Source organism: Sedimentitalea nanhaiensis DSM 24252 (genome assembly GCF_000473225.1).
GTDB lineage: Bacteria > Pseudomonadota > Alphaproteobacteria > Rhodobacterales > Rhodobacteraceae > Sedimentitalea > Sedimentitalea nanhaiensis.
In genome coordinates, this window is sequence record NZ_AXBG01000001.1 from 1 (window position 1) to 21,758 (window position 21,758).

Genomic DNA, 21,758 nt, shown 5'->3' on the forward strand with positions numbered 1-21,758 from the left:
TGGCGGCTCCGGGGATCAGTGGCCCCCGGAGCCGCCGACAATAAGCCGACAGTAAAAGGTCAAACGACACTTTCAGTCTTACAATCCGGTTGTTGAAGCGGATGAATTTGGACCCGCCTGCGTAGCGCAAAGACCTTGAAGAAGTTTCGGTGTTCGTCGCCAGAGCTTTCTGGAAAACAGGGGAGATTTACCGAGAGATCCGCGTAAGACGCAACCGCCCCGGTGCTCTCTGTTTGGCCGGTGTCAACGTGTCATTTGCCTGCCATCCCGGCCAGAGCCAACAAACCTTCCAACGCCTGCTTGAAGGGTTCTTCGGTCTCAATCTCATCTCGCAGGTCAGCCATACGGAACATCGTGACGATTCCGAGCTCGGCATCCGACAGGGGCAGTCCAAGAACATCCACGAGGACCTCATGCACACCCGGGTGATATTCCTGGATCGCGATGATCAGGAAATGCTTTTCGTCCATGCCAAGGGTCTGGGCCAGGGCGGGAATGCGATTCAACGGAACCCGGGTTTCGCCGGACTTGAGCATCGAGATAATGTTGGCGTGTTTAAAGCCTACACGATCCGCGATTTCGCGTTGCGTCAATTCAGATGCATCGATTGCCTTTTCAAGAAGAATGGCGGTGGGACTGTAAATACTGTTCATGGGATATCTCCTGAAGCTGTTTGATTGCTGATGTGCTGTTCTAGTCAGCAGGGAGATGTCCGCATCAGATCGCCGGGGCCGCCGCCCCCCTCCCCGATGCCTGAGAGGGTCATGTGGCGACATAGGCTGCTTGCAGCAGGTTTTCGCGCGAGATGGCGCACCAATAGGACACCTTCGTTGACACAGCGCCTTACCCGAACCAAGCTGAGGATATCTAATGCCGTGAACTTTTGTTGACCAAAAACCCAATCGAGCAACGATGACCATTCGCTCGCTTGAAGTCGATCCGGGTCAACTATGGTTGGGCGCAACAGGAATCTTTGCACACGCTGGCGGATAGTAAAAACTGCTGTTCATAATAACTTATTAGTATTCCGTACTCACTAAGCTTCAGAAGTCGCGAAATATCTCTTACCTGAACCAAATTGAAATCAGTTTGTCAGCACGAACCACCTTCTCACCCTTTCCTTGTCGAACTCAGAAAGAGTGATGCGGCTGTCGCAGTTCGAAGGACCCGCCAGGGGCCAAGAGACGAAGACCGACGCATCACTCTAATGGGAAAGCATATCAATGGTTCTTTCGGATGGAGACACCTAAACCCGCCAGTGACGCGAAAGCGCCCTGAGAGCCCGGTCAACCTTGCGGTTCAGTTCCACATAGGACATCAACCTGCCCTTCTTTCCCAACTTCGTTGGGCGGGTTGATATTTCCCTAGCCGTATACCTGGCGCGGTTGATCGCTTCGATACTCCGGTGGAGCCGATCCAACCCATAAACACCGCTGCGCGCAAAAACATCTGTCTCACTTGCGGAGACCGAAACTGACAATGAAAGAGTATCGCAGGTGGTTCCAACCGTCGGGAGAAAGAACTCGAAGAAAGGCTTCCTCATTTTCTTGAAATCGACACGGCACAAATCACCGACCGTGTTCAGCCCCACTACCCCCAATACCGCATGTTCATCTGTGTTCTTGAGCCTCACTTCGATCCTGGCGCGCCGCTCCTCCGGTGACAGGTCGACCGCGCTGCTGGAACTGGGGTTTCGCCTGTCGGTTGTTTTATCCATGACGCGCAGCATGACCGCAAATTCCTCTGCACCGATATAGTGGGTCGTGTCGATGGGAGCGGACCTGTGTGAGGCTCGCCGCAAAGGGACCACCTTATCGTGTGTCAGCCCTAGCCGGGTTGCTTCGACCTTCAACTTGCCCGATAAATCCGAGGTATTTCTATCAATGTTAAATATGGCCGTGTCCCTACCATTTAGATAAATGTAATACCTTGGTGCGCAACGCACTTCCTCTGTCAGAACCGGCCCCAGGCGCAGGTGTCGCCTGAGCGTATCGGCCATGCGCCAGCGCAGCAGGTTGCTTGCATCCTGATCTCGACCAGGTTTGGGCTTGACCCTGAAATCAACCGAAACTTCGGTCCCGGCAATCGGCAGCGCCATGACCGTAGGGTTGCGTGGTCTGTAGTACTGAAGCATCTCCTCAAGAAACTCCATCATTTCCCGCGCCACGGGCTGTTGCAGACGCAGAATGAAATCGTGACCGATGTATCCGGTTTCTCCGTCAGGTCCGGAGACAAAGATGGTTGATTGCGAACCAAGCTTATCGAGCATCTTCTTGGCGTGGAAATGAATATTCCGAGCCTGATGGAGACCCGGGGTGTTTTGCATACGAACCTCGATCCAATCGATCACTGCAGTGCATCTGAAGTCGTTCAGATCGATATCAGGGCTGAGAATGCTACGACCATCTAGAACCGGCTGTGGGCTTGCGCCTGATGCTGCTGTGTAGGTGCTCTGAGAATAACGCAGGGCGGGCGGATCCAGATGTGTGGGCCAGATCGGAGCTTTGTTGAACTTCAGGGGGATTTTCAGCCGTGTCATAGATGTCTGGCGGCCTCATTGTTTGTGTGGGCTTGAGTTGGCGCGGCTGAAATCGCCGTGACCTCGATAGAACGTGATGCGATACACGGATCAGTAAGCAACGAAACCGGAACAGGGAAAGGCCAGGTCCGGACCTGACCGGCCAGAACACATTCAGGTAGATACCTACAAGGGTTGAATAGATCGGAAGGTCTGTTCCCTTTGGGTTGGTCGATAAGAGAAGGTGGTCTTACAGGAGGCAGCCGCAGGCCGGCAGAGCGCGCCGCTGACAGGCGTCATCGCTGGGAGTAGGGTTTTCCGCCAAAACACGATAGACACCACCCACGGTCACCCTGTGCGCTCTCATGGCCCCCTACACACCTCCCCGGTGACACGGGAGTTTCCAGACAGTCCTTCCAGTCTGATCTGGCAACCAGCTTCAAACAGTTGGAACCCGGGTCAAGGTCGCTGATCCTAGATAGCGCTCCGAAAGGGGCGATGTATAATCGAGGTCGTATTGCAACGTTTCAACTCCGAACGACGCGGGAACCCAGATGGCAGATCGAGGCAACAAGGCGGTCGAGGACAGAGTGCATCAGCGCCATCAGAAATACCGAATATTTCATATTATTGAGATCAAACATTCTCGGTCTCTTGCACGGTTTTACCCCATATTGACCCCGTATTAATCCCGGGCGGTTTTGGGGTTTTTCATAGGGGTTAGTGGTGATGTTTCGCTGGGTGTTCTGGGTTGATGTCAGCCTTGAGAAATGAAGGTTTCCAGGGAAAGGCTTGCTCCGCGCCGAGAGCGCAGGAAGATGGAAAATCGGAAGTCCTAGAGATTGGGCGATCTCTCTATGGGGCGATGCCGGCAAGAAAATCCAAACCGCCAAGCAATCCTTGGAGAGGGCCGTATGCCAGTGGGGTGATCAGAATTGTAGGTGTTCCGTGAAGTTATCCACAGGGGCCTGGTCGCTCATGGGTGTTAAATATGTGTTAGAATCTGTGTTACGGTCCAGATAGTTGAGGCTAACCCTCTGAAACTAATAATGTTTGCAGAGGCTCTGGTGGGTAAACGCACGAAAAATGGTGGGTGATAACACGAAAGATGGTGGGTAAAAGCACGAAACTCTTGACTGCGGTGTGTGAAAGCACGAACGTAAAGCATGGTGGGTGATAACACGAATTCGAGATCTCCGCTTCTGCCGGATCGGATGCAGCAGGCAGACTTCTTTGTCTGCGATATCTTCGATGCCGTGCCGAAGGGCGATATGGCATCTATGGAGCACCCGATTTTCTCGATTTCAACGAAGCCGGACCGACACATCCGCCGGTATGAAAGTGGGCAAAACTTCGTCGAGGTCACACCTTCAATGAAGGGACTAGCAACAGTCCATGACCGGGACGTGCTGATTTATTGTATCAGCCAGTGCATCGCAGCCTTGAACGAGGAACGTGAGGTCAGATCGACCATTCGCTTCCGGGCATATGACCTGCTGAAGGCTACAAATCGTGGAACGGACGGACGGGGCTATGAACAGCTTAGGGCTGCCTTGGAGCGCCTACAGGGTACGGTGATCACGACCAACCTTATCACCGGCGGCAAGGAAGAGTTCGATGGTTTCGGATTAATCGACCGGTTCAGGATCGTTCGCGAAACACGCGACGGAAGGATGCAGGAAGTAGAAATCAGGCTTTCGGATTGGGTGTTCAACGCCATCCGCCATCGTGAAGTGCTGACCCTGCATCGCGATTATTTCCGCCTGCGAAAACCGTTGGAGAGACGCATTTATGAGCTTGCCCGCAAGCATTGCGGTGCCAAAAAGGAATGGAAGATCGGGCTCGCGAAACTGCAAGCCAAGTGCGGTTCCAGCTCTACTGAAAAGGAGTTTCGCCGCCTGGTCATGAATATCGTGCGTCAGGATGGGCAACATGCCCACATGCCCGATTATGCCGTTCGGATGGAAGACGACATGGTGACCTTTACGAACCGGCGCAACGATCAAGTCGGAACCGCGGCCGCTGCCTTCTCACACATCCGGCTTGATCCTGAAGCCTACCATGACGCCCGGGCAGTCGCCCCGGGATGGGATGTGCATGTCCTCGAACAGGAATGGCGGGGGTGGATGACGGAACCACCCCGCAACCCCAATGCCGCCTTCATTGGATTTTGCAAAAAGGTATTCGAAAGACGCGGAAGACCTTAGCCAGAACCGCCTCGCCTCTCCGACAGTAACTGCTCAAGACCCGACCAGAGCGTAAGGTCATGCCCCCAACAGGACACAAAATACAACACCACGATAAACACATGTTTGTCGTGATGCGAACCCCGACGGCTGAGCGAGTAGTACTAATACGACCTCGCTTCTACGAAAACCCTGTATAAATCAATTGCCGAAAATAACTTCGCCAAATAGGTTTGTCGTGAATTCTTCGAGAGGGCATCACCATGGGACTGATCGGCTACGCACGGATTTCCACCATCGAGGGCGTACAGGTTCTCGACCGCCAACTCGATGCGCTCAACGCAGCTGGGTGTGAGCGGATATTCGAAGACCGAGCCTCCGGTGCCAAGGCCGAACGCCCCGGTCTTGCAGCTTGTCTCGATTTCTTGCGCAAGGGAGATGTGCTGGTCGTGCTCGATCTGGATCGCCTTGGCCGCCTGGCTGGCGAGCTGATTGCTTTGATAGATCAACTGGAAGCGCGTGGCATCGCATTCCGCGCGCTAAACGCGCCGATGGACACAACGACCCCGACGGGCCGGGCTTTCCTGCAGATTCAGGCGGCTTTTGCTGAAATGGAGCGCAACATCATCCGCCAAAGGGTGAACGAAGGGCTGGTCGCGGCCCGTGCCCGAGGTCGAAAAGGCGGGCGGCCAAGGGTCATGACTGTAGACAAGCTGCGCTATGCGACGCATCTCATGGCCGACAGCACACGGTCCATTCCCGAGATCTGCAAGGAATTGGGCGGGATCCGACCCTCAACCCTGTATCACTATGTCCATGCCGACGGATCGCTGAAGACCGCAGCTCGAGAATTACTGAAAAATGCCGGAAGGGAAGAAAGGCACAATTGACCGAAAAGCGCCGTTTAAACACCGTGGGCATAGCCAATAATCATGCTTATGATCGTGCCGTAAGTGTCGAAAAATCCAAATCGTTTGGTGGGGTTAATGAGGATCAGCTGGCTGTGTTGAAGCTAGGCAATGAAGGGGTCCTGGCCGATCTCCTAGGACATTATCTTCCTCGGCAGGAACAAGCGTACGGGCGCGTTGGTGTCTTGACCTTTCCATATTCTGACACAGATATTGACGTACTATCAGTCACTTTGAGTGGGGTTTATCATGGACCTTCAATCCGTCTCTACCGACGGCCTCTTTGCGCCGCAGCTTGTGGCGAAAACGCTGCGCACAACGGTCGCCGAGATCGCCCAGACCGCAGGTCTGGGGCGGGATGCCCTGGTGCGCTCGGCCAGGATCGGAAACCCCAAGACCCAGAAGCGCCTGCGGGAAATGATCGAAATCATTCGCCGGGTCAGCCCCCGCTTCGGGTCGGACCTTCTGGCTTATGCCTGGTATCGCTCAACACCGCTGCCGGGATATGCGGTGACACCCATGCAGCTTGTCCGCGACGGTCGGGCCGATCTCGTGCACCGCCATCTGGATCGCCTTGATGCGGGCATCATGGCGTAGTGCATTACCGGGGCACGCTCTATCGGGCACTGAACCCCTATTGGGCCTACAGACCTCTGTCAGGCGAAGGGGCCGCAAACCTGGGAGGCCGTTTCAATCGGCTTGGCCGCCCCGCTCTGTATCTGTCCTGTGCAATCGAAACCACCATCCTTGAGACCAACCAGGCCGGCACCCTGATGCCAACGACGCTGGTTGCCTTTGATGTCGATCTTGACCCCCTGTTCGATGCCACGGAACCGGACGCGCTGGATCGCTTCGGAGTCACACCCGCTGATCTTGCGCTCAAGGATTGGGCCATGCAGATGGAGCTTGAGGGGATCGCGCCAACGCAGGCCTTCGCAGAGGATCTGATCGCCGCAGGGTTCTGCGGCGTGCGTGTGCCCAGCTATGCCCCCGGAGCCCCTGCCGACGCCTGTAATGTCGTCCTGTGGACCTGGGGGGCCGAGCCTCCCGCCCAGGTCCTGCTGATCGATGGGGAAAACCGCCTCCGCCATCCACCGGCACCCCCGTAATAGAACTTACTTCTGGCGCGGGTCGGACAGGCAGACAGTCCGGATATCCGCAATCGTGGGCGGGCGGCGGACATGTTGCAACGCTTTGGCATCGATTGCACGGCAACGGCCTGATTGTCGATGCAATCGGGCACGCCTGTGCTAAAAGCCTTCGTGTGGCACGCTAAATGTCTTAAAACCAACACTTTGTCGGTTGATGTGCTTATCGGGTTTTGTTTGTTATGTAGGGCCTTATGGAAGTTTCCGCGAATAGCTTTGATCGCCTGTGGGCGGACTGCAAGGACGATTACACCGCTGCCGTGACCCAGGTCGGGGCAAGCGGCTGGTATATTCTGGGTCGGCAGGTCGCCGCGTTCGAGGCCGATCTGGCCACCTATTGTGGCCGCGACACCGCAGTGGGCTGCGGCAACGGGATGGATGCACTGGAAATCGCATTGCGGGCGGCGGGCATCGGCCCCGGCGACCGGGTGCTGACCACGCCGCTCAGCGCCTTTGCCACCGGCCTTGCCATCCTGCGCGCCGGGGCTGAGCCGGTCTATTGCGACACCGATGGCCACGGGCTGCTGGATCCGGACGCGGCCGAGGCTGCTCTGGCCGAAGATCCGTCGATCCGCGCCATCATCCCCGTACATCTTTATGGTTATCTGGCCGACATGCCACGATTCACCGCCATGGCCGCGGCGCGGGGCATCACGGTGATCGAGGACGCCGCCCAGGCGATCGGCGCGCGCCGGGATGGCCGGGGCGTCGGGGCCGACGGCCATGCGGTGGCCTTCAGCTTTTACCCGACCAAGAACCTGGGCGCGATCGGAGACGGCGGCGCGCTGCTGCCTGCAAATGCGGATATGGACGACACCGCGCGGTCGATCCGAAACTATGGCCAGACTGAACGTTATATCCACGAGGTGATCGGCCTGAACAGTCGGCTGGACGAGCTGCACGCCGCCACGCTGCGTATGGCGTTCCTGCCCCGGCTCGACACCTGGCTGGACCGACGCCGCGCAATCGCGGCGGCCTATCTGGCGGGCCTCGACACGCCCCATGCGACCCCTGTGCCGGGGCCCGACCCCGATGGTGCGGGCTGGCACCTGTTCCCGGTCCTGACAGCCCCCGAGCGGCGTGACGCCTTTCTGGATCACCTGAAACAGCACAGCATCCAGGGCGGGTTGCATTACCCGGTTCTGATCCCCGACCAGAAAGCGATGACCGACCGGGGCGCGCCTGTGGTCCACGGCACGCTGACCAACGCCCGCCGGTTTGCACAAAGCGAGGTCTCACTGCCGATCCATCCCTATCTGACGGATGCTGAAGTGGAACATGTAGTATCGACAGTAAGAGCTTGGAAAGGCTGATGTTTTCTCTGATCATACCGGTCTACAAGAACGAGGCCAATATCCCGCCGCTGCTGGAGGCCGTGCAAAAACTACGCGACCAGATCGACGACGATTTCGAAGTGATCCTTGTCGTCGACGGCAGCCCGGATCGCTCTTATCTGGTGCTCAAGGAGTCCCTGCCGGCCACCGGGCTGAATGCACAGCTGGTTGCCCTGTCGCGCAATTTCGGTTCGCTTGCCGCCATCCGCGCCGGGTTGGAGCGGGCCAAGGGCGACAACATGGCGGTGATGGCCGCCGATCTCCAGGAACCACCGGAACTGGTCGTCGGCATGCAGCAGGCCCTGGCGGCCGACGAATGCGATGTGGTCTATGGCGAACGACAGCGGCGCGGCGATCCCTGGCACACCCGCATGGCCTCCTCTGCCTTCTGGGGGGCCTACCGACGCTTTGTCGCCCCGGACATCCCAAAGGGCGGGGTCGACACCTTTGGCATCACATCGGCGGTGCGCGATCAGATTCTGGGGCTGACCGAGCGCAACAGCTCTCTGGTCGGGCTGCTGTTCTGGATCGGCTTTCGCCGCAAGGGTTTGCCCTATGACCGGGCCGACCGCGAGATCGGCACTTCTTCGTGGACCTTCACGAAGAAGTGGAAATACATGCAGGACAGCATCTTCAGCTTTTCGGACCTGCCTATTTCGCTGCTGCTGATCCTGGGGTTCGGCGGGCTGGCGATCAGCATCTTTCTGGGGCTGGTGGTGTTCCTGAGCGCCGTTTTCGGACAGATCGATGTGCCGGGATATGCCGCGACCATGCTGGTGATCCTGTTCTTCAGCACGCTGCAACTGCTGTCTCTCGGGGTGCTGGGCATCTATCTGTGGCGCGTTTTTGAAAACACCAAGGGACGGCCCCTGCATATCGTGATGTCCTCTGAAAAATTTCCGGGAAACCAACCCGCCATTGATCCGGCACAGGCCACGGTCGTTTCAAAAGGAGGCCCGCGATGAACACGGCATCGACCGGCATCGGACCGGACGTCACCCACGGGCAGAATGTCCAGATCGAAGAAAACGTGCGGATCGGGCGCGGCACCGTGCTGAGCGATACCGGAGCACAGCCGATCATCCTGCGCGCAGGCGTGCAGATCGGAGCCGGTGCGGTGATTGCTGCCGGAGTCGAAATCGGCCGCGGCGCACAGATCCGCGACGGCGCCGTGGTGCTGAACGCAATCCCGCCCAATGCCATCGCCGAGGGCAACCCGGCGCAGGTGGTCGGCTATACCACCGCCCTGCCCCAGGATATCACCACCTTTTCCGGTGGCGGTCCCGGCGCGGACAGCAACCGCACCGGCGCCGAAATTCTTCCGCTGGAGGTGGGAAACGCCGCAATCTACCGGATGCCCCAGGTTCTGGAGGCCAGCCGGGGCAACCTGACCGTCGGCGAGATCGAGCGCGACCTGCCGTTTTTGCCAAAACGCTATTTCGCCGTCTATGACGTGCCCTCGGCAAAGCTGCGCGGGGAGCATGCCCACCGGGCCTGTCACCAGTTCCTGATCTGCATGAGCGGCTCGTGTCGGGCGCTTCTGGACGATGGCGAAAACCGGCAGGAGGTGGTGCTGTCGCGGCCCGATATCGGCCTGTATCTGCCGCCGATGATCTGGGGCACGCAATATGACTATACCCGCGACGCGGTGCTGCTGGTCTTTGCCTCGCACGCCTACGACAACGCGGATTACATTCGGGATTACGAGACCTTCCGCACCGAGCTGGACGCCGCACGGTGACAAGACGCCTGCCGCTGCTGGCGCTCTGGGCCGCGTGGTTTGCCGCCCTGGGGGCGCTCTATCTGACCGTGCCGGTATCGCCGGATCAGGCGCTGTTTGACTACATCGCCTGGTCGCATCTGCAGGGCGATCTCTATTACAGCGGGGCGGTCGAGCAGAACTTCCCGGGCAAGATGCTCATGCACGAACTGGGCATCCGGCTGTTCGGGGTCGAATTCTGGTCTTTCCGCGCCATCGATACCTTGCTTCTGGTGCTGTCCACCCTGGCCGGGGCCGGGTTCCTGAAACGTGTCGGCTTTCAGGCCGCGCCTTGGGTGTTTCTGTTTCTCTACCCGGCGATCTACGTCACCTCGGGCTACTGGAGCGCCGGACAGCGCGATATCGTCGCCATGGGGGTGCTTCTGGGCGCGCTCTGCCTGATGGGCCCCGCCCCGGCCCGGCGGGCAGGCATGGCCAGCCTGACAGCCGGAGCGCTGGTGGCCGTGGCGGTTCTGATCCGTCCCACCTATCTGAGCGCGCTTGCGGGGCTGCTGGTCTTTGAATGGTTGCGGCTTGCAGGCGAACCTGCGCGGGTCTGGACCGCCCGGCTGGGCCAGAGCCTTGCGCTCTGCCTCGGGTTTGCTGCCGTGATCGGCGCGGTGGTCTGGTACGGAGCCCAGCTGGAGGTGCTCGACGACTTCTACCAGCAGGCCATCCTGTTCAATCTTCAAGCCTATCAGGTCCCCCAGCCCCGCAGCCGCCTGGTGCCGCCCATGTTGTTCGTTCTGAGCAATTCCTGGCACTGGATTGTCGCTCTGGGCGCGTTTGGGGGCGCGGTCTGGGGCCTGCAGCGGGGCTGGAGTCGCGGCCTGCTTCTGATCGTCGGGTTGATCGCGGCGGTATTGCTGTCCTATTTCGCCCAGAACAAGGGGTTCGGCTATCACCTGGGCGGTCTGCTGCCCCTGATGACCCTGCTGATCGCGGTGGCGGTGGACGGGCTGAACGGTTGGCGGCGCAATGCCCCTGGTCCGGCCTTGCGGACCCTCGCCATGGCCATGCTGGTTCTCACCGTTGTGCTGACAAGCCTGGGAAGTGCAAAGAAGCTGTGGTCCTACCGGGACAATATGGCCACGTTGCTGCATGGCCCGTTCGCCCCGGTGCAGCAAGATCCCCGTCGTCCCGCCTGGGCGGATATCGCCGAAACCGTACAGATCATCCGGGATGACAGCGCGCCAGACGCTTTCGTGCTGCAGTGGGGGCGGGTCTTTGCCGTCCCTTTCCTGGCAGAACGACGGTCGAGCCTGCGGTTCTTCCAACTGGCCGGTCTGGACGGTCTCGCCGCAACCGGATTCTCGGGCTATGAGGCCTGGCAGCAAGAGATCGCACAGGATCTGCGGGATAAGCCGCCCGCCTTTGCCCTGATCGACACCAAGGAAGTGTCCCTGCCGCTGGATCCGGATGCAAACGGCATCGACGGGATCCTGTCACAGGCTCTGGCAGGCTATCGCCTGCGCCAGAAAACGCCACATTATGTCCTGTTGGAGGCCCCCGATGCAAATTGATTCAGCCAGCCTGCGCGACCTTCTCTGGACAGGCACAAAATTCGGCCTGGTGGGGCTGACCACGGTCGGGCTTTACTTCATCGTCCTCGCCCTGGCGCGCCCCTTTATCGCAAATGTCGTGATCCTGAGCCTGTTCGCTTATGTGGCCAGCGCCGCTTTCAACTTTGTGGCACAGGCCCGCGTGACTTTTGGCAGCACGCCCACCGGCACCCGGCTGGTGCGCTATATCCTGATGCATCTGTTGTGCATGGGCATGAACGCGACGTTGATTTACACCCTGATCGAACGGATGGACATGGGATTTTACCCGGCGCAGATCCTGGTCACCGTGATCATCGCCGGCACGTCTTTTGTCCTGTCCCGGCTCTGGGTCTATCGCTGAGTTTGGGCCGCTTCCACAAGCGCGAGAAACACCGTGCCGAACCGTGCATTGACCTCTGACGTGTAATGCCCGTCCGATACGAACCCGGATATATCCGTGGGATCGAAATGCTCGGCGGTGGCCAGATAAGCGACATTTGCACGCTCAAGGCCCGGACGCGCGACCGTCAGGACATCCACATTCACCGGGTTTCGGGTCTGCACCAGCACGACAATCGGAATCTGCCCATCCGCCCGCGCAGTTCGGGCAAAGTCGACGATCATGCGGTCCAGAACCTCGACATAGGGATAGCCCGACCCGGCCAGGATATCGGCCTTGGTTTGCGAGACATGGGCAGTGCCAAGGGACCGGCGGACCAACCGCGCCAAGGGAGAGGCATCCAGCCAGACCGCCCCGAAGGTGATTGGCGAATAAAACGCATCCCGTTCCGCAAGCTGATCGGCCCAGGCCCTCGCCTGAGCCGGATCGGAGGCCAGAGCATGTTCCTGGGCTACGCTGGTCACCAGCGGCTCAATGCGTTTCAGCCCGTCTTCTTCCGGTTGGAAAATAGGATAGGTATAGGGGGCCGGTTGCTCGAACACCCAGCTTCGGCTGCTGAGCGCAGCCATGGCCGGAACTGACGAGGATAGGATACCCAGAACCGCGATGTCTCCGCGGCGCCGGTTGGCACGATCTTCCTGGAACAGGGCATAAGTGAAATTCGGCGGTGCGCCCGGCCCTGCGAGATTGTCCCACAGCAGATCAGGATCCTGGTCCCGCGCCGCGGCGATAATGTCATTAACAAAGGACATGCCATAGCTGCGGATTACCGGCCCCGTGTCGGTCGCTTCATCGGCGAAACCCGCAGCCGATACAGCCAGCGCGTCCGGTCGCCAGGCCACGTTATAAAGGCTACCCGGTGCGTCCGGATCGGCCTCCCATCGGGCCAGTTTCCCGGGCACCGAGCGGCCATAGTCGAAATAACGCACCAGGCTGCCCATCCGGCCCTGCGCCTCGGCCCAGTGCAGAACCACGGCAACGCCCGTATCCAGCAGCGCCAGACACAGCAGGATCAGACCAAGCATTGCAGCGGTTCTTTTCATAGCCCCCTCAGAACTGGAAATAGATGAAAGCCGAAGTCGCTGTGGTCGCTCCGAACGCCAGAAGATAAATCATTCCGGCATAGATACCGGCCCGGATCACCATCGGCCATGTCTGATAAAAGCGTACATTTCCCGTCCGTTCAATCAACACGTCCCAGACCAGAAGAACAACCATACCCAGATAAGCGGCTGCCGGGATGGTCGGAATCGTCAGCCCCGGCGGGCCCGTGAACAGGCGACCGGTGAAATCCACGATCTGTGCAAAGGATGTCGCCCGAAACAGCAGCCAGCCGTAACAGACCGCCTGGAAGAACACGGCGATCATCAGAATGCGCCGAACCCATGCCATGGCGCTGCGCTGCGCCCCCTCCCCGCTGCGTTTGTGGGTTCCGGCAAGCGCGCGGTGGATAGACAACAGCCCGCCCTGGTACAGCCCCCACAGTACGAAATTCCAGGCCGCTCCGTGCCAGAGCCCACCTAGAGCCATCGTGGCCATCAGGTTGCGATAGGTCTTCCACGGCCCACCGCGATTACCACCCAGCGAAATGTAAAGGTAATCGCGCAACCAGGTGGACAGGCTGATATGCCAGCGCCGCCAGAATTCCTGCGGATCAACGGCGAAATACGGCTGGGCAAAATTGCGCATCAGACGGAAACCCAGCATCTTGGCCACCCCGCGCGCAATGTCGGTATAGCCCGAGAAATCGCAATAAATCTGGATGGCGAACAGCCAGGTCGCCAGAATGACATCCCATCGGGTTGGATCGGGACTGGCATAAATCGCGTCAACCGACGGGGCGATGGCGTCCGCGATCACGACCTTCTTGATCAGTCCCAGCAGGCATAGCACGGCACCTCGTCCCAGCGCATCCCAGCTCAGGATCCGGGGAGCAGAAATATTGGGTAGAAGGTTTTTGGCACGCTCGATCGGGCCGGCAACCAGTTGCGGAAAGAAGGCGACGAAAAGGGCGAAGTCGAGGAAATCATGACAGGGTTTCAGCTCGCGCCGGTAGATGTCGATCGTATAGCTGAGCGTCTGGAACGTATAAAAGGAAATGCCGACCGGGAGCACAATGGACAGGGTAAACGGGTCGGCGGTATATCCAGCCCAGGTCAAAAGCTCCTGGAAACTGTCTAGGAAAAAGCCGAGATATTTGAAGATGCCCAACATGCCCAGGTTGACCGCAAGCGAAATCCACAGGAGCTGTTTGCGCTTATCCTGACGGGTTGCTGTCGCCATCCGGAGACCAACGGCATAGTCGATGAAGGTGCTGAGCAGGATCAGGCTCAGAAAGCGCCAATCCCATGCGCCGTAGAAGATGTAGCTGGCCACCAGAAGCATCCGGTTCTGTGCCTTGTGGGGCAACAGCACATAGAGAGCGGACACAATGGCGAAGAACAGCCAGAAATTCAGCTGGGTAAACAGCATACAGCGTCAGAGCCTGATCTGTGACGAACCGGGTTTGCGGTATCTTTTGATTCTTGTTCTCGTCAGTCGGATTGTCGTCACACTCGTCCCTTCTCTGCAGTTTCTATGTCTTTGATCCTGTCATCCGAACTCGGTTTCACCTCGCACTGGTGGCAATTTGTATCAATTCTTTTCTGGTAATTTGGTGTCGTTTCACGATGCATATAAACTTATCCACAGGCTCTGTGTGTTAAATATGTGTTAAATATGTGTTACGCTAAAAAAACGGCCTACAATACTTTGATAATAAAGGTGTTTTTCAGACCCCCCGTGTGTAGAGTCACGAAAGAACGTGTGTGAAATCACGAAAGAGCGTGTGTAGAGTCACGAAAGCGCTCGCGGTGTGTGTGAAATCACGAAACCGGTCCTGCTGTGTGTGAAATCACGAAAGACTTGACGAGCGTGTGTGAAATCACGAAAGTGACGGCATGGTGGGTGAAATCACGAAAGATGTCCGGTCCCCTCTCCTTCCCGATCGTCAGGATCAGAAGGATTTCTTTGTGTGCGATATCTTCGATGCGGCCCCAAAGGGCGACATTGCATCGATGGCGCATCCGATCTTTTCGCTCTCCACCAAACCGGACCATCTGCCGCGCCGTTACGAGGACGAGAGCGGCAAGAACTACGTCGAGGTGCGCCCCTCGTCCGACGGGCTGGCCACGATCCACGACCGGGACGTGCTGATCTACTGCATCAGCCAGGTCATCGCCGCGTTGAACGAAGGCCGGCAGGTGCAGCGGGTTGTCCGGATCAAGGCCTACGAGTTGCTCAAGGCCACGAACCGGGTGACGGACGGACGTGGTTACAAGGCCCTGCGCGCGGCCCTAGTACGGTTGCAGGGCACGCAGATCGAGACCAACATTACCACTGGCGGCACCGAGCAACTGGATATCTTCAGCATCATCGACCGGGCTCGCATCGTTCGCGAGACACGCGACGGCCGCATGCAGGAGATCGAGGTCGAACTGTCGGACTGGGTCTTCAACGCGATCCGGGCGCAGGAGGTTCTGACCCTGCATCGCAACTATTTCCGGTTGCGCAAGCCGTTGGAGCGGCGGCTCTACGAGTTGGCGCGCAAGCATTGTGGGCGGCAGAGGCAATGGCGGGTCAGCCTCCCTGCCCTGCAGCGCAAATGCGGCTCGACCTCGACCCTGCGTGAATTCCGGCGCCTTGTCGGCGCGATCGTGGATCAGGATGCGGCCTATGACCACATCCCGGACTACGCGATCCGTTTTGACGACGATATGGTGGTGTTCGAGAACCGGGGCACGATGGATCCGGTCGTCTGCGACTCGGCGGCAGACCTGATCCGGCTCAGCCCCCAAGCCCATGACAAGGCCCGCGCCGCAGCCCCTGGCTGGGACGTGCATTACCTTGAACAAGCCTGGCGCAGCTGGATGGCCGATGGTGGTCTGGATGCGCCGCGTGATGCGGACAAGGCCTTTGTCGGGTTCTGTGCCAAGTGGTTCGAAAAGCGCGGTCGGCCCTAGATTGGTAGATTTGTATGATCCTAGGAACTTCGATTTCTTGAGGTCAAGACGCAGATATTGATGTCTTGGATATCACCCGGGCGGCCCTCAATTATTTGGTTGTTTTGGCCTCAAGAAACCCCTTAGCGCTCGATAGTTTTTGGTTACCTTTCTATGAAGTAACGGGGGAGCCGCGAGAACCGAGGCACCATGACCCCTGCCCCGCTGAACGACAGTGGTATCTCCGCGCTCAAGCCGGAGACCTTTGAGTGCGCCGGGGCCGCCGCACCGGGTTGGGATATCTACCATCTTGAACGGGAATGGCGGGATTGGATCATCGAACCGCCGCGCGACGCCGACCGCGCTTTTGTCGGATTCTGTGCGAAGTGGTTTGAGAAACGGGGTCGCGCCTAGATTCATACAATCCTAGGATTGATAATTATCGCAAAGCTATAATTTCATAATCCTGATATTTGTGGATCACAGAAATCTGCAATTCTGCAACTGTTGAATCCAAGCTTCCTGCTGTTGAAGGATCCTATCTTGCTCGAATACATGCTTTCTCGCATCATAGGATATAATAAAAATAGGAGGCAGCAGTGATCATTTCTTTGATTTCACAGAAGGGGGGCGTTGGGAAAAGCGCTCTTGCAAGGTTGTTGGCGGTCGAGGTCGCGCGCGCTGGATGGGTGGTGAAGATCGCCGATCTGGATCCGGCCCAGGGCACGTCGACCAAATGGAAGGCGCGGCGCGACCAGTCGGGCTTGCACCCCGAGATTGCGGTCGAGAAATACCGCACCGTCGACCGGGCGATCAAGGAAGCCGGGCGGTTCGACCTGATGATCCTGGACGGTCCGGCCCACGCCGAGCAGGGCGGTCGCACCATGGCGCGGCACAGCGATCTGGTGCTGATGCCGACCGGCTACAGTCTGGATGACATGGAACCGCAGGTCGAAGCGGCCTATGAACTGGAAGAAGCCGGCATTGCGACGGACAGAATGTTTTTCTGCTTTTGCCGGGCAAAGGGGTCCGAGGCCGAGGATCGCGCCGCGCGGGCCTATCTCACCAAGGCGCGGGTGAATGTGCTGGACCCGGTTTTCCCCGAGCTTGCGTCGATCCGCCAGGGCCATGCCGAAGGCCGCGCGGCCTCGGAAGTGCCGTTCCCGAAGGTACAGGAGCGGGCGGTTGCCGTGGCGCAGGCGATCATGAACCATCTGCCGGGCATGAAGGAGGCTGCATGATGTCCAAGGGTCTCAAGATCGCTGAACCGCCGCGCCGGCGTGGACAAGACGGGGCAGGGCGCGCGGAAGTATCAGTGCCAAAATCGGCCCAGGTCGCCAAGTTTGACCATGTCGCCGAGGATGAAAAGGTCCAGTTCAACAAGCGGATCACGCGGCGGGTCGCGGACGGTTATGAAATCCTGGCGATCCGCACCCGGCGCAAGGTGCCCGATCTTTTGGCTGAGGCGCTGACCTTGCTGGAGGAAAAGCATGGCCGGGTATAGGATCCTATAATCCTATCGTCATAGGATTGACGTCTTAGTGCAGGGTTTCCGATGTGCGGATCTTATGGGGAAACAAAAGCGGATCTTGGAAAATCCGCTTTTGTTCATTGGAGTTTAGGACCAGCTTGCCTACAACGCCAGCCAGGGTGCTTGGACAAGGTAATGTGCTGTGCAGGACGGATCGAACCGGGCAATGGGGCAGGGGCGCGCGAACTCTGAAAGACAGGGCCGCATATCTGCTTCTCTGCGCCGACTGTTAGGGGGCGACGGGCTGCGCGCCCGGGCCTTGCGTGGCACTGCGTTTACTTTTTTCGGTTTCGGGGCCCAGCAGTTTCTGCGCCTGTTGCTGAATCTGGTTCTGACCCGGTTGCTGTTTCCCGAAGCCTTTGGCCTGATGGCCTTGGTCATGGTGGTTCTGACGGGACTTCAAATGCTCTCGGACACGGGCATCAATCCATCTATCGTGCAGAGCAAGCGGGGAGACGATCCGGGCTTTCTCAAGACAGCCTGGAGCCTTCAGATCGGGCGGGGGTTTTTGCTGTGGCTGCTTACACTTGCCCTGGCGGTTCCCATGGCCCGTTTCTATGACCAGCCTCAGCTGGCCGCCCTGTTGCCGGTTGCGGGCTTTGCCACCGTCATCCAGGGACTGCAATCGATGCGGCTGGCTACGGCCAACCGTCATATTGCGCTTGGTCGCCTGACCATGATGGAACTGGGCAGCCAGACTCTGGGCATTTTGGTGACGATCCTTCTGGCCTGGTGGCTGCAATCTGTCTGGGCGTTGGTGATCGGTACGCTGATTGGAATCACGATCAAGACGATGATGTCGCATCTGATGTTGTCCGGCCACCAAGATCGTCTGGGTTGGGATCGCGCCGCGTTCTGGGAGATCTTCCATTTCGGAAAGTACATTTTCATCGGCTCGATGGCCGGATTTCTGATCAACAATGCGGACCGTGCCGTTTTGGGGAAATTCATCAGCATTGGCGAGTTGGGAATCTATAATATCGGTTTCTTCATGGCGTCGATCCCGTTCATTGTTTCCAACCAACTTGGCGCTCGGGTTCTGATGCCGATCTATGCCAAAACCCCGCCGCGCGAAGGCCCGGCCAATCGCCACAAGGTGCGCTTGGCCCGGGTCATGCTGACGACGGCGCTGATTGGCTTGGGGCTGGTTCTTGCCTCGATCGGCGACTGGCTGATCAAACTGCTTTACGAGCCGGAATATGCTTTGGCCGGACCGATCATGGTTCTGCTCAGCCTGACCTATCTGCCCACGCTTGCCTTCAACGCCTATGCAAATTTGCTCCTGGCTTCGGGAAAGTCGCGAAATTTCACCATATATTTGGTCGTTCTGGGAGCGTTGCAGCTGACTCTTCTGATCCTGCTGGTCCGGGAATACGGTATCTTGGGCGCGGCCATCGCGCCGGGGTTGGCGGCCTTGCTGGTGTACCCCCTTACGGCCTGGTTGGCTCATCGCGAAAGGGGCTGGGACCCCCTGCTGGATCTGGGATTTATGATCGTCATCGCGCTCGGGGTCGCGGGTGTGCTGAGCCTGCATGACACCGCAATTTCCGAGGTGCTGAACGGGCTGGGCGGCTGAGACCTATTTGTATTCGATCAACCGTCCCCGTTTGCGGGTCAAACGGTGCCAAATATAGGTCAACGCGCCCTGGGTTTCGGGGAATTTTCCCAAGAGCAGAAACAAGGCCTGCCTCCAGGAAAGGTCACGCAGTCGCAGCCGCAGGATTTGCAGCGGATAGATCAGAGTTCCCAAAATCATCCAGGGGGTGATAAAGATCGCAGTCAGCAACAGAAAGAGTGGCAAAGCCAGCCCCCAGGCCAGAGCGCTGGAAAATTCGCGGACCTTGTGTCGCTCGGGCGTGCGCCCGTACATTGCGACCCCCTCGGCATAGGTATATCCAGCCCGGCGCGATCGCTGCCACCACTGTCCGAACCGCGTCATGGCGGCGTCATGCAGGGTCATTTCGGCATCGATGCGCCAGATCTTCCACCCCTTCAGACGCAGGCGCAGGCACAGTTCTGGTTCTTCCCCGGCGATCAGATCGGGGTTGTACCCTCCGACCTGTCGCAGAGCGTCGAGGCGCATCACGGCATCTCCGCCGCAGGCGCGCGCCTCGCCTATGGGCGTGTCCCATTCCGTATCGATCATACCGTTCCAGATCGAGGACTGGGGAAAGCGCTCGCGGCGGCGGCCGCAGACAACCGCGACATCTGGATGAGCGTGCAAGAAACCCTGGGCGATATTGAGCCATTCAGGTTGCAGGATGCAGTCGCCGTCAAGAAACTGAACCAGATCCGGGGGAGGGGCCGCAGCGATCAGGTGATCCAGCCCGGCATTGCGTGCCCGCGCGGCTGTGAAGGGACGGGAACCATCGAGCGTGACTATTTCGGCCCCGCGTGCGCGCGCGGCATCCTGGCTGCCATCGGTGGAGCCGCTGTCCACATAGATCACTTGGGAAAACCGGCCCTGAAGGCTGTCCAGGCAGGCGATCAGCCGCGCGCCTTCGTTGCGACCGATTACGACAGCCGAGCTGACAGGGGCGGCAGAGGGTAATGCGGTATTCTGCTGCTCAGTCATTGGCATCTGTCACGTGGCAAAGGGATAGCAAAGATCAAGCGCGGGATGATCCGGGAAGAACTCTGCCAACTGGGCCCGATCCTCCAGAAATCGCGCCTGCATCCGTTGCATCAGAACGCCGGGAATGTCCGGTCGAGTTGTCATCTTGCGCTGATTACGGATCCAGGTTCGCACGGATTTGGGCACCAATGTGCGTCGCAGTCCCCGTGCGACCGGGTTGTCGACCAGGACCGCCTGCAGTGGGAGCCTGCGGATCCGTTCGGTGGACACGTTCTGGGCCGGAAGGTCATGTTTCCAGGCCGTGCCGTCGGGAAGGCCGAGGAAGGCGGCAATGGCGGCAAAGGCCCGGTCCGGGTCCGCCTTGATTTGCTCCAGGCTGGTCAGGTGGATGTTTGTCGCCCCATAGGCTTGGACAAACGGCGCGATCTGCATGCCATAGCAGCCGTAATCCACGATCTCGCGGCATTGTGCAAAGGCCTGCTCGGGGTCACGGCCAAGCCGGCCCTCGGTCCATTCATGGATGTAATGGGATTCTGCCCGCTTCACGGGATTGCGGATCATGTAGACCAGACGTGGGGTGGGCAACATCGCCTGCATGCGATTCAGGGTCTGCGGATAGGTTGGCAGCTTGGTGTAATGGGTGCTGGCTTCGCCTTTCAGATCCTGCGCATGGGCCTCCTGAAACAGTGCAGCGTACCAGTCCGGCCCGCGGGCATAGACATCGTCGTCGGAAAAGAAATTGGGCTCCTTGGGCGTGGTGATAAAGACGCCGTCCTGTACCGCCAACTGTGCCGCCAGAGTCGATGTGCCGCATTTCATCGCGCCGATCACCAGAAAATCCGGGCCAGTCATATCCTATTCTCCCGGTGCGCGGCGTGGCCCCAGCGGATGCAAGACGTTGGTCCAGATATCCCGTGGCTCTGCTTCGATGCGGCGCGGCGCGGGTTTTCCCAGCATTTGCCGGACCTGTGCCATCAGGCGTCCCGCAGACCACATGAGATTTGCCAACCACGGCCCGGCAATTCCATAGGCTTGCCGAAAGAACCGCGTTCGCGACGCATAGAAATAAGGGGGCAGGCGTTTGCGGGCCTGCTCCAGGGCTTTGACCGGACCCGACCCCCCCCTGTAATGCACCATGACCGCCTGTGTCTCTTGCATGATCGTCCACCCGGCCCGCCGGGCGCGCAGGCTGTATTCGGCGTCCTCGAAATAGAGAAAATACCCTTCGTCCATTGGCCCGATCTGCTTGGCCATGCGGGCATTGAGCAGGATACAGGCGAAGCTGGCCCATTCGATCTGTTCTGGATCCACCGGTGGCTGCAGCGCCACGACATGACGCTTCAGGATCCTGGTGACGGGGCCGCTGCCAGCACCGCGGATCAGTTCGCTCCATGGGCTGTGAAAGCGAAAACAGCTGACCTGGATGTCTCCATCCTCGGTTTCGATCTGCGGAGCGATCAACCCGGTCCTGGGGTTGGCCGCAGTGGCATCCTGCATTGCCTGCAGGAAGCCCGGACGCAACACCGCGTCGGAATTCAGGATCAGGTACCAGTCGGCATCCAGCGCTGCCATGCCCAGATTATGCCCGCCGGAGAAGCCGGTATTCGCCTTGGAACAGACCAGGCGGACGGGCGTGCCCGCAGGTTGTTCCGCGATCCAGTCGGCAATGCGTTCGGCCGATCCGTCGCCCGATGCATTGTCGACCACCACGATTTGCACCGGGAGATTGCCAACATCTGCCAAAACCGATTGTACGCAGGCAATCGTCAGTTCGGCAGTCTTGTAGTTTATGATGGAAACGCCAATGGAACGGAGCATCTGGAATTGCACGGATTTCTGTTATGTGTTGCCGGTATATGAGCTCTTTGCCCGATG

General features: G+C 58.8%; 21 protein-coding genes. 14 read left to right on the forward strand and 7 right to left on the reverse strand.

Annotated elements, in window-relative coordinates:
• Positions 1-251 precede the first annotated feature (251 nt).
• Together NANH_RS24880 and NANH_RS0100010 are read right to left on the reverse strand one after the other, a co-directional pair.
• Positions 252-653 (reverse strand): helix-turn-helix domain-containing protein, encoded by a 402-nt coding sequence (locus NANH_RS24880; RefSeq protein ID WP_051372154.1) that lies wholly within the window; start codon positions 651-653, stop codon positions 252-254.
• Positions 654-1,246: 593 nt separating this feature from the next.
• On the reverse strand, positions 1,247-2,539 hold the full coding sequence (locus tag NANH_RS0100010; RefSeq protein WP_027260214.1) for a hypothetical protein: 1,293 nt from the start codon (positions 2,537-2,539) through the stop codon (positions 1,247-1,249).
• Between the two features lie 1,145 nt (positions 2,540-3,684).
• On the opposite strand from NANH_RS0100010, the gene trfA (NANH_RS0100020) reads away from it, so the two are divergent.
• From trfA (NANH_RS0100020) to NANH_RS0100060, 9 genes are all read left to right on the forward strand, one after another.
• A complete protein-coding gene (gene trfA / locus NANH_RS0100020; protein ID WP_027260215.1) occupies positions 3,685-4,725 on the forward strand; it encodes a plasmid replication initiator TrfA in 1,041 nt (346 codons plus the stop codon).
• A 242-nt stretch (positions 4,726-4,967) separates the two neighbouring features.
• Positions 4,968-5,594: a recombinase family protein gene (locus NANH_RS0100025; RefSeq protein WP_027260216.1), complete on the forward strand. Its 627-nt coding sequence runs from the start codon at positions 4,968-4,970 to the stop codon at positions 5,592-5,594.
• Between the two features lie 267 nt (positions 5,595-5,861).
• Positions 5,862-6,209, forward strand: coding sequence for an antitoxin Xre/MbcA/ParS toxin-binding domain-containing protein (locus NANH_RS0100030; protein WP_027260217.1), 348 nt, complete (start codon positions 5,862-5,864; stop codon positions 6,207-6,209).
• Entirely contained in the window at positions 6,209-6,721 is a 513-nt protein-coding gene (locus tag NANH_RS0100035; protein WP_027260218.1) for an RES family NAD+ phosphorylase, read from the forward strand. The genes NANH_RS0100030 and NANH_RS0100035 overlap by 1 nt, the downstream gene beginning before the upstream one ends.
• Positions 6,722-6,954: 233 nt before the next feature.
• Positions 6,955-8,073, forward strand: a complete 1,119-nt coding sequence (locus NANH_RS0100040) for a DegT/DnrJ/EryC1/StrS family aminotransferase (RefSeq protein WP_036048990.1) — start codon at positions 6,955-6,957, stop codon at positions 8,071-8,073.
• Positions 8,073-9,059, forward strand: coding sequence for a glycosyltransferase family 2 protein (locus tag NANH_RS24885; protein WP_051372155.1), 987 nt, complete (start codon positions 8,073-8,075; stop codon positions 9,057-9,059). Before NANH_RS0100040 ends, NANH_RS24885 begins: the two co-directional genes overlap by 1 nt.
• Positions 9,056-9,835 (forward strand): WxcM-like domain-containing protein, encoded by a 780-nt coding sequence (locus tag NANH_RS0100050; protein WP_027260220.1) that lies wholly within the window; start codon positions 9,056-9,058, stop codon positions 9,833-9,835. The genes NANH_RS24885 and NANH_RS0100050 overlap by 4 nt, the downstream gene beginning before the upstream one ends.
• A complete protein-coding gene (locus NANH_RS0100055) occupies positions 9,832-11,376 on the forward strand; it encodes a hypothetical protein (RefSeq protein WP_027260221.1) in 1,545 nt (514 codons plus the stop codon). Before NANH_RS0100050 ends, NANH_RS0100055 begins: the two co-directional genes overlap by 4 nt.
• On the forward strand, positions 11,366-11,758 hold the full coding sequence (locus NANH_RS0100060; RefSeq protein WP_027260222.1) for a GtrA family protein: 393 nt from the start codon (positions 11,366-11,368) through the stop codon (positions 11,756-11,758). Before NANH_RS0100055 ends, NANH_RS0100060 begins: the two co-directional genes overlap by 11 nt.
• Here NANH_RS0100060 and NANH_RS0100065 read toward each other — a convergent pair.
• Complete coding sequence (locus NANH_RS0100065; RefSeq protein WP_139236526.1) at positions 11,749-12,840, reverse strand: hypothetical protein; 1,092 nt, start codon at positions 12,838-12,840, stop codon at positions 11,749-11,751. The genes NANH_RS0100060 and NANH_RS0100065 overlap by 10 nt on opposite strands.
• A gap of 7 nt (positions 12,841-12,847) precedes the next feature.
• The gene (locus NANH_RS0100070; protein ID WP_027260224.1) at positions 12,848-14,269 is read right to left on the reverse strand and encodes an MBOAT family O-acyltransferase; all 1,422 of its coding nucleotides are present in this window, start codon (positions 14,267-14,269) and stop codon (positions 12,848-12,850) included.
• 539 nt (positions 14,270-14,808) lie between these two features.
• On the opposite strand from NANH_RS0100070, the gene trfA (NANH_RS0100075) reads away from it, so the two are divergent.
• The 5 genes from trfA (NANH_RS0100075) (at position 14,809) to NANH_RS0100095 (ending at position 18,884) form a co-directional block, all read left to right on the forward strand.
• The gene (gene trfA, locus NANH_RS0100075) at positions 14,809-15,798 is read left to right on the forward strand and encodes a plasmid replication initiator TrfA (protein WP_245601333.1); all 990 of its coding nucleotides are present in this window, start codon (positions 14,809-14,811) and stop codon (positions 15,796-15,798) included.
• 189 nt (positions 15,799-15,987) lie between these two features.
• Positions 15,988-16,191, forward strand: a complete 204-nt coding sequence (locus tag NANH_RS29015) for a hypothetical protein (protein WP_027260226.1) — start codon at positions 15,988-15,990, stop codon at positions 16,189-16,191.
• Positions 16,192-16,376: 185 nt separating this feature from the next.
• Positions 16,377-17,018, forward strand: coding sequence for a ParA family protein (locus tag NANH_RS0100085; protein WP_027260227.1), 642 nt, complete (start codon positions 16,377-16,379; stop codon positions 17,016-17,018).
• Positions 17,015-17,281 carry a hypothetical protein gene (locus NANH_RS0100090; RefSeq protein WP_027260228.1) on the forward strand — a complete coding sequence of 89 codons (267 nt, stop codon included), beginning with the start codon at positions 17,015-17,017 and terminating at the stop codon, positions 17,279-17,281. The genes NANH_RS0100085 and NANH_RS0100090 overlap by 4 nt, the downstream gene beginning before the upstream one ends.
• 169 nt (positions 17,282-17,450) lie before the next feature.
• Positions 17,451-18,884 (forward strand): oligosaccharide flippase family protein, encoded by a 1,434-nt coding sequence (locus NANH_RS0100095; protein ID WP_139236524.1) that lies wholly within the window; start codon positions 17,451-17,453, stop codon positions 18,882-18,884.
• A gap of 3 nt (positions 18,885-18,887) precedes the next feature.
• Here NANH_RS0100095 and NANH_RS0100100 read toward each other — a convergent pair whose 3' ends face one another.
• From NANH_RS0100100 to NANH_RS0100110, 3 genes are read right to left on the reverse strand one after another with little or no spacing between them, the layout of a single operon-like run.
• Positions 18,888-19,883, reverse strand: a complete 996-nt coding sequence (locus NANH_RS0100100; protein WP_027260230.1) for a glycosyltransferase family 2 protein — start codon at positions 19,881-19,883, stop codon at positions 18,888-18,890.
• Between the two features lie 9 nt (positions 19,884-19,892).
• Positions 19,893-20,735, reverse strand: a complete 843-nt coding sequence (locus NANH_RS0100105) for a sulfotransferase family protein (protein WP_027260231.1) — start codon at positions 20,733-20,735, stop codon at positions 19,893-19,895.
• A gap of 3 nt (positions 20,736-20,738) precedes the next feature.
• Positions 20,739-21,701 carry a glycosyltransferase family 2 protein gene (locus NANH_RS0100110; protein WP_027260232.1) on the reverse strand — a complete coding sequence of 321 codons (963 nt, stop codon included), beginning with the start codon at positions 21,699-21,701 and terminating at the stop codon, positions 20,739-20,741.
• Between the last annotated feature and the right edge of the window lie 57 nt (positions 21,702-21,758).

What these genes read in the sequence shown, in the direction of transcription:
- NANH_RS24880 (WP_051372154.1), bottom strand. Translation starts at nt 653, where the DNA reads ATGAACAGTATTTACAGTCCCACCGCCATTCTTCTTGAAAAGGCAATC.
- NANH_RS0100010 (WP_027260214.1), bottom strand. Translation starts at nt 2,539, where the DNA reads ATGACACGGCTGAAAATCCCCCTGAAGTTCAACAAAGCTCCGATCTGG.
- trfA (WP_027260215.1), top strand. Translation starts at nt 3,685, where the DNA reads ATGGTGGGTGATAACACGAATTCGAGATCTCCGCTTCTGCCGGATCGG.
- NANH_RS0100025 (WP_027260216.1), top strand. Translation starts at nt 4,968, where the DNA reads ATGGGACTGATCGGCTACGCACGGATTTCCACCATCGAGGGCGTACAG.
- NANH_RS0100030 (WP_027260217.1), top strand. Translation starts at nt 5,862, where the DNA reads ATGGACCTTCAATCCGTCTCTACCGACGGCCTCTTTGCGCCGCAGCTT.
- NANH_RS0100040 (WP_036048990.1), top strand. Translation starts at nt 6,955, where the DNA reads ATGGAAGTTTCCGCGAATAGCTTTGATCGCCTGTGGGCGGACTGCAAG.
- NANH_RS24885 (WP_051372155.1), top strand. Translation starts at nt 8,073, where the DNA reads ATGTTTTCTCTGATCATACCGGTCTACAAGAACGAGGCCAATATCCCG.
- NANH_RS0100050 (WP_027260220.1), top strand. Translation starts at nt 9,056, where the DNA reads ATGAACACGGCATCGACCGGCATCGGACCGGACGTCACCCACGGGCAG.
- NANH_RS0100060 (WP_027260222.1), top strand. Translation starts at nt 11,366, where the DNA reads ATGCAAATTGATTCAGCCAGCCTGCGCGACCTTCTCTGGACAGGCACA.
- NANH_RS0100065 (WP_139236526.1), bottom strand. Translation starts at nt 12,840, where the DNA reads ATGAAAAGAACCGCTGCAATGCTTGGTCTGATCCTGCTGTGTCTGGCG.
- NANH_RS0100070 (WP_027260224.1), bottom strand. Translation starts at nt 14,269, where the DNA reads ATGCTGTTTACCCAGCTGAATTTCTGGCTGTTCTTCGCCATTGTGTCC.
- NANH_RS29015 (WP_027260226.1), top strand. Translation starts at nt 15,988, where the DNA reads ATGACCCCTGCCCCGCTGAACGACAGTGGTATCTCCGCGCTCAAGCCG.
- NANH_RS0100090 (WP_027260228.1), top strand. Translation starts at nt 17,015, where the DNA reads ATGATGTCCAAGGGTCTCAAGATCGCTGAACCGCCGCGCCGGCGTGGA.
- NANH_RS0100100 (WP_027260230.1), bottom strand. Translation starts at nt 19,883, where the DNA reads ATGACTGAGCAGCAGAATACCGCATTACCCTCTGCCGCCCCTGTCAGC.
- NANH_RS0100105 (WP_027260231.1), bottom strand. Translation starts at nt 20,735, where the DNA reads ATGACTGGCCCGGATTTTCTGGTGATCGGCGCGATGAAATGCGGCACA.
- NANH_RS0100110 (WP_027260232.1), bottom strand. Translation starts at nt 21,701, where the DNA reads ATGCTCCGTTCCATTGGCGTTTCCATCATAAACTACAAGACTGCCGAA.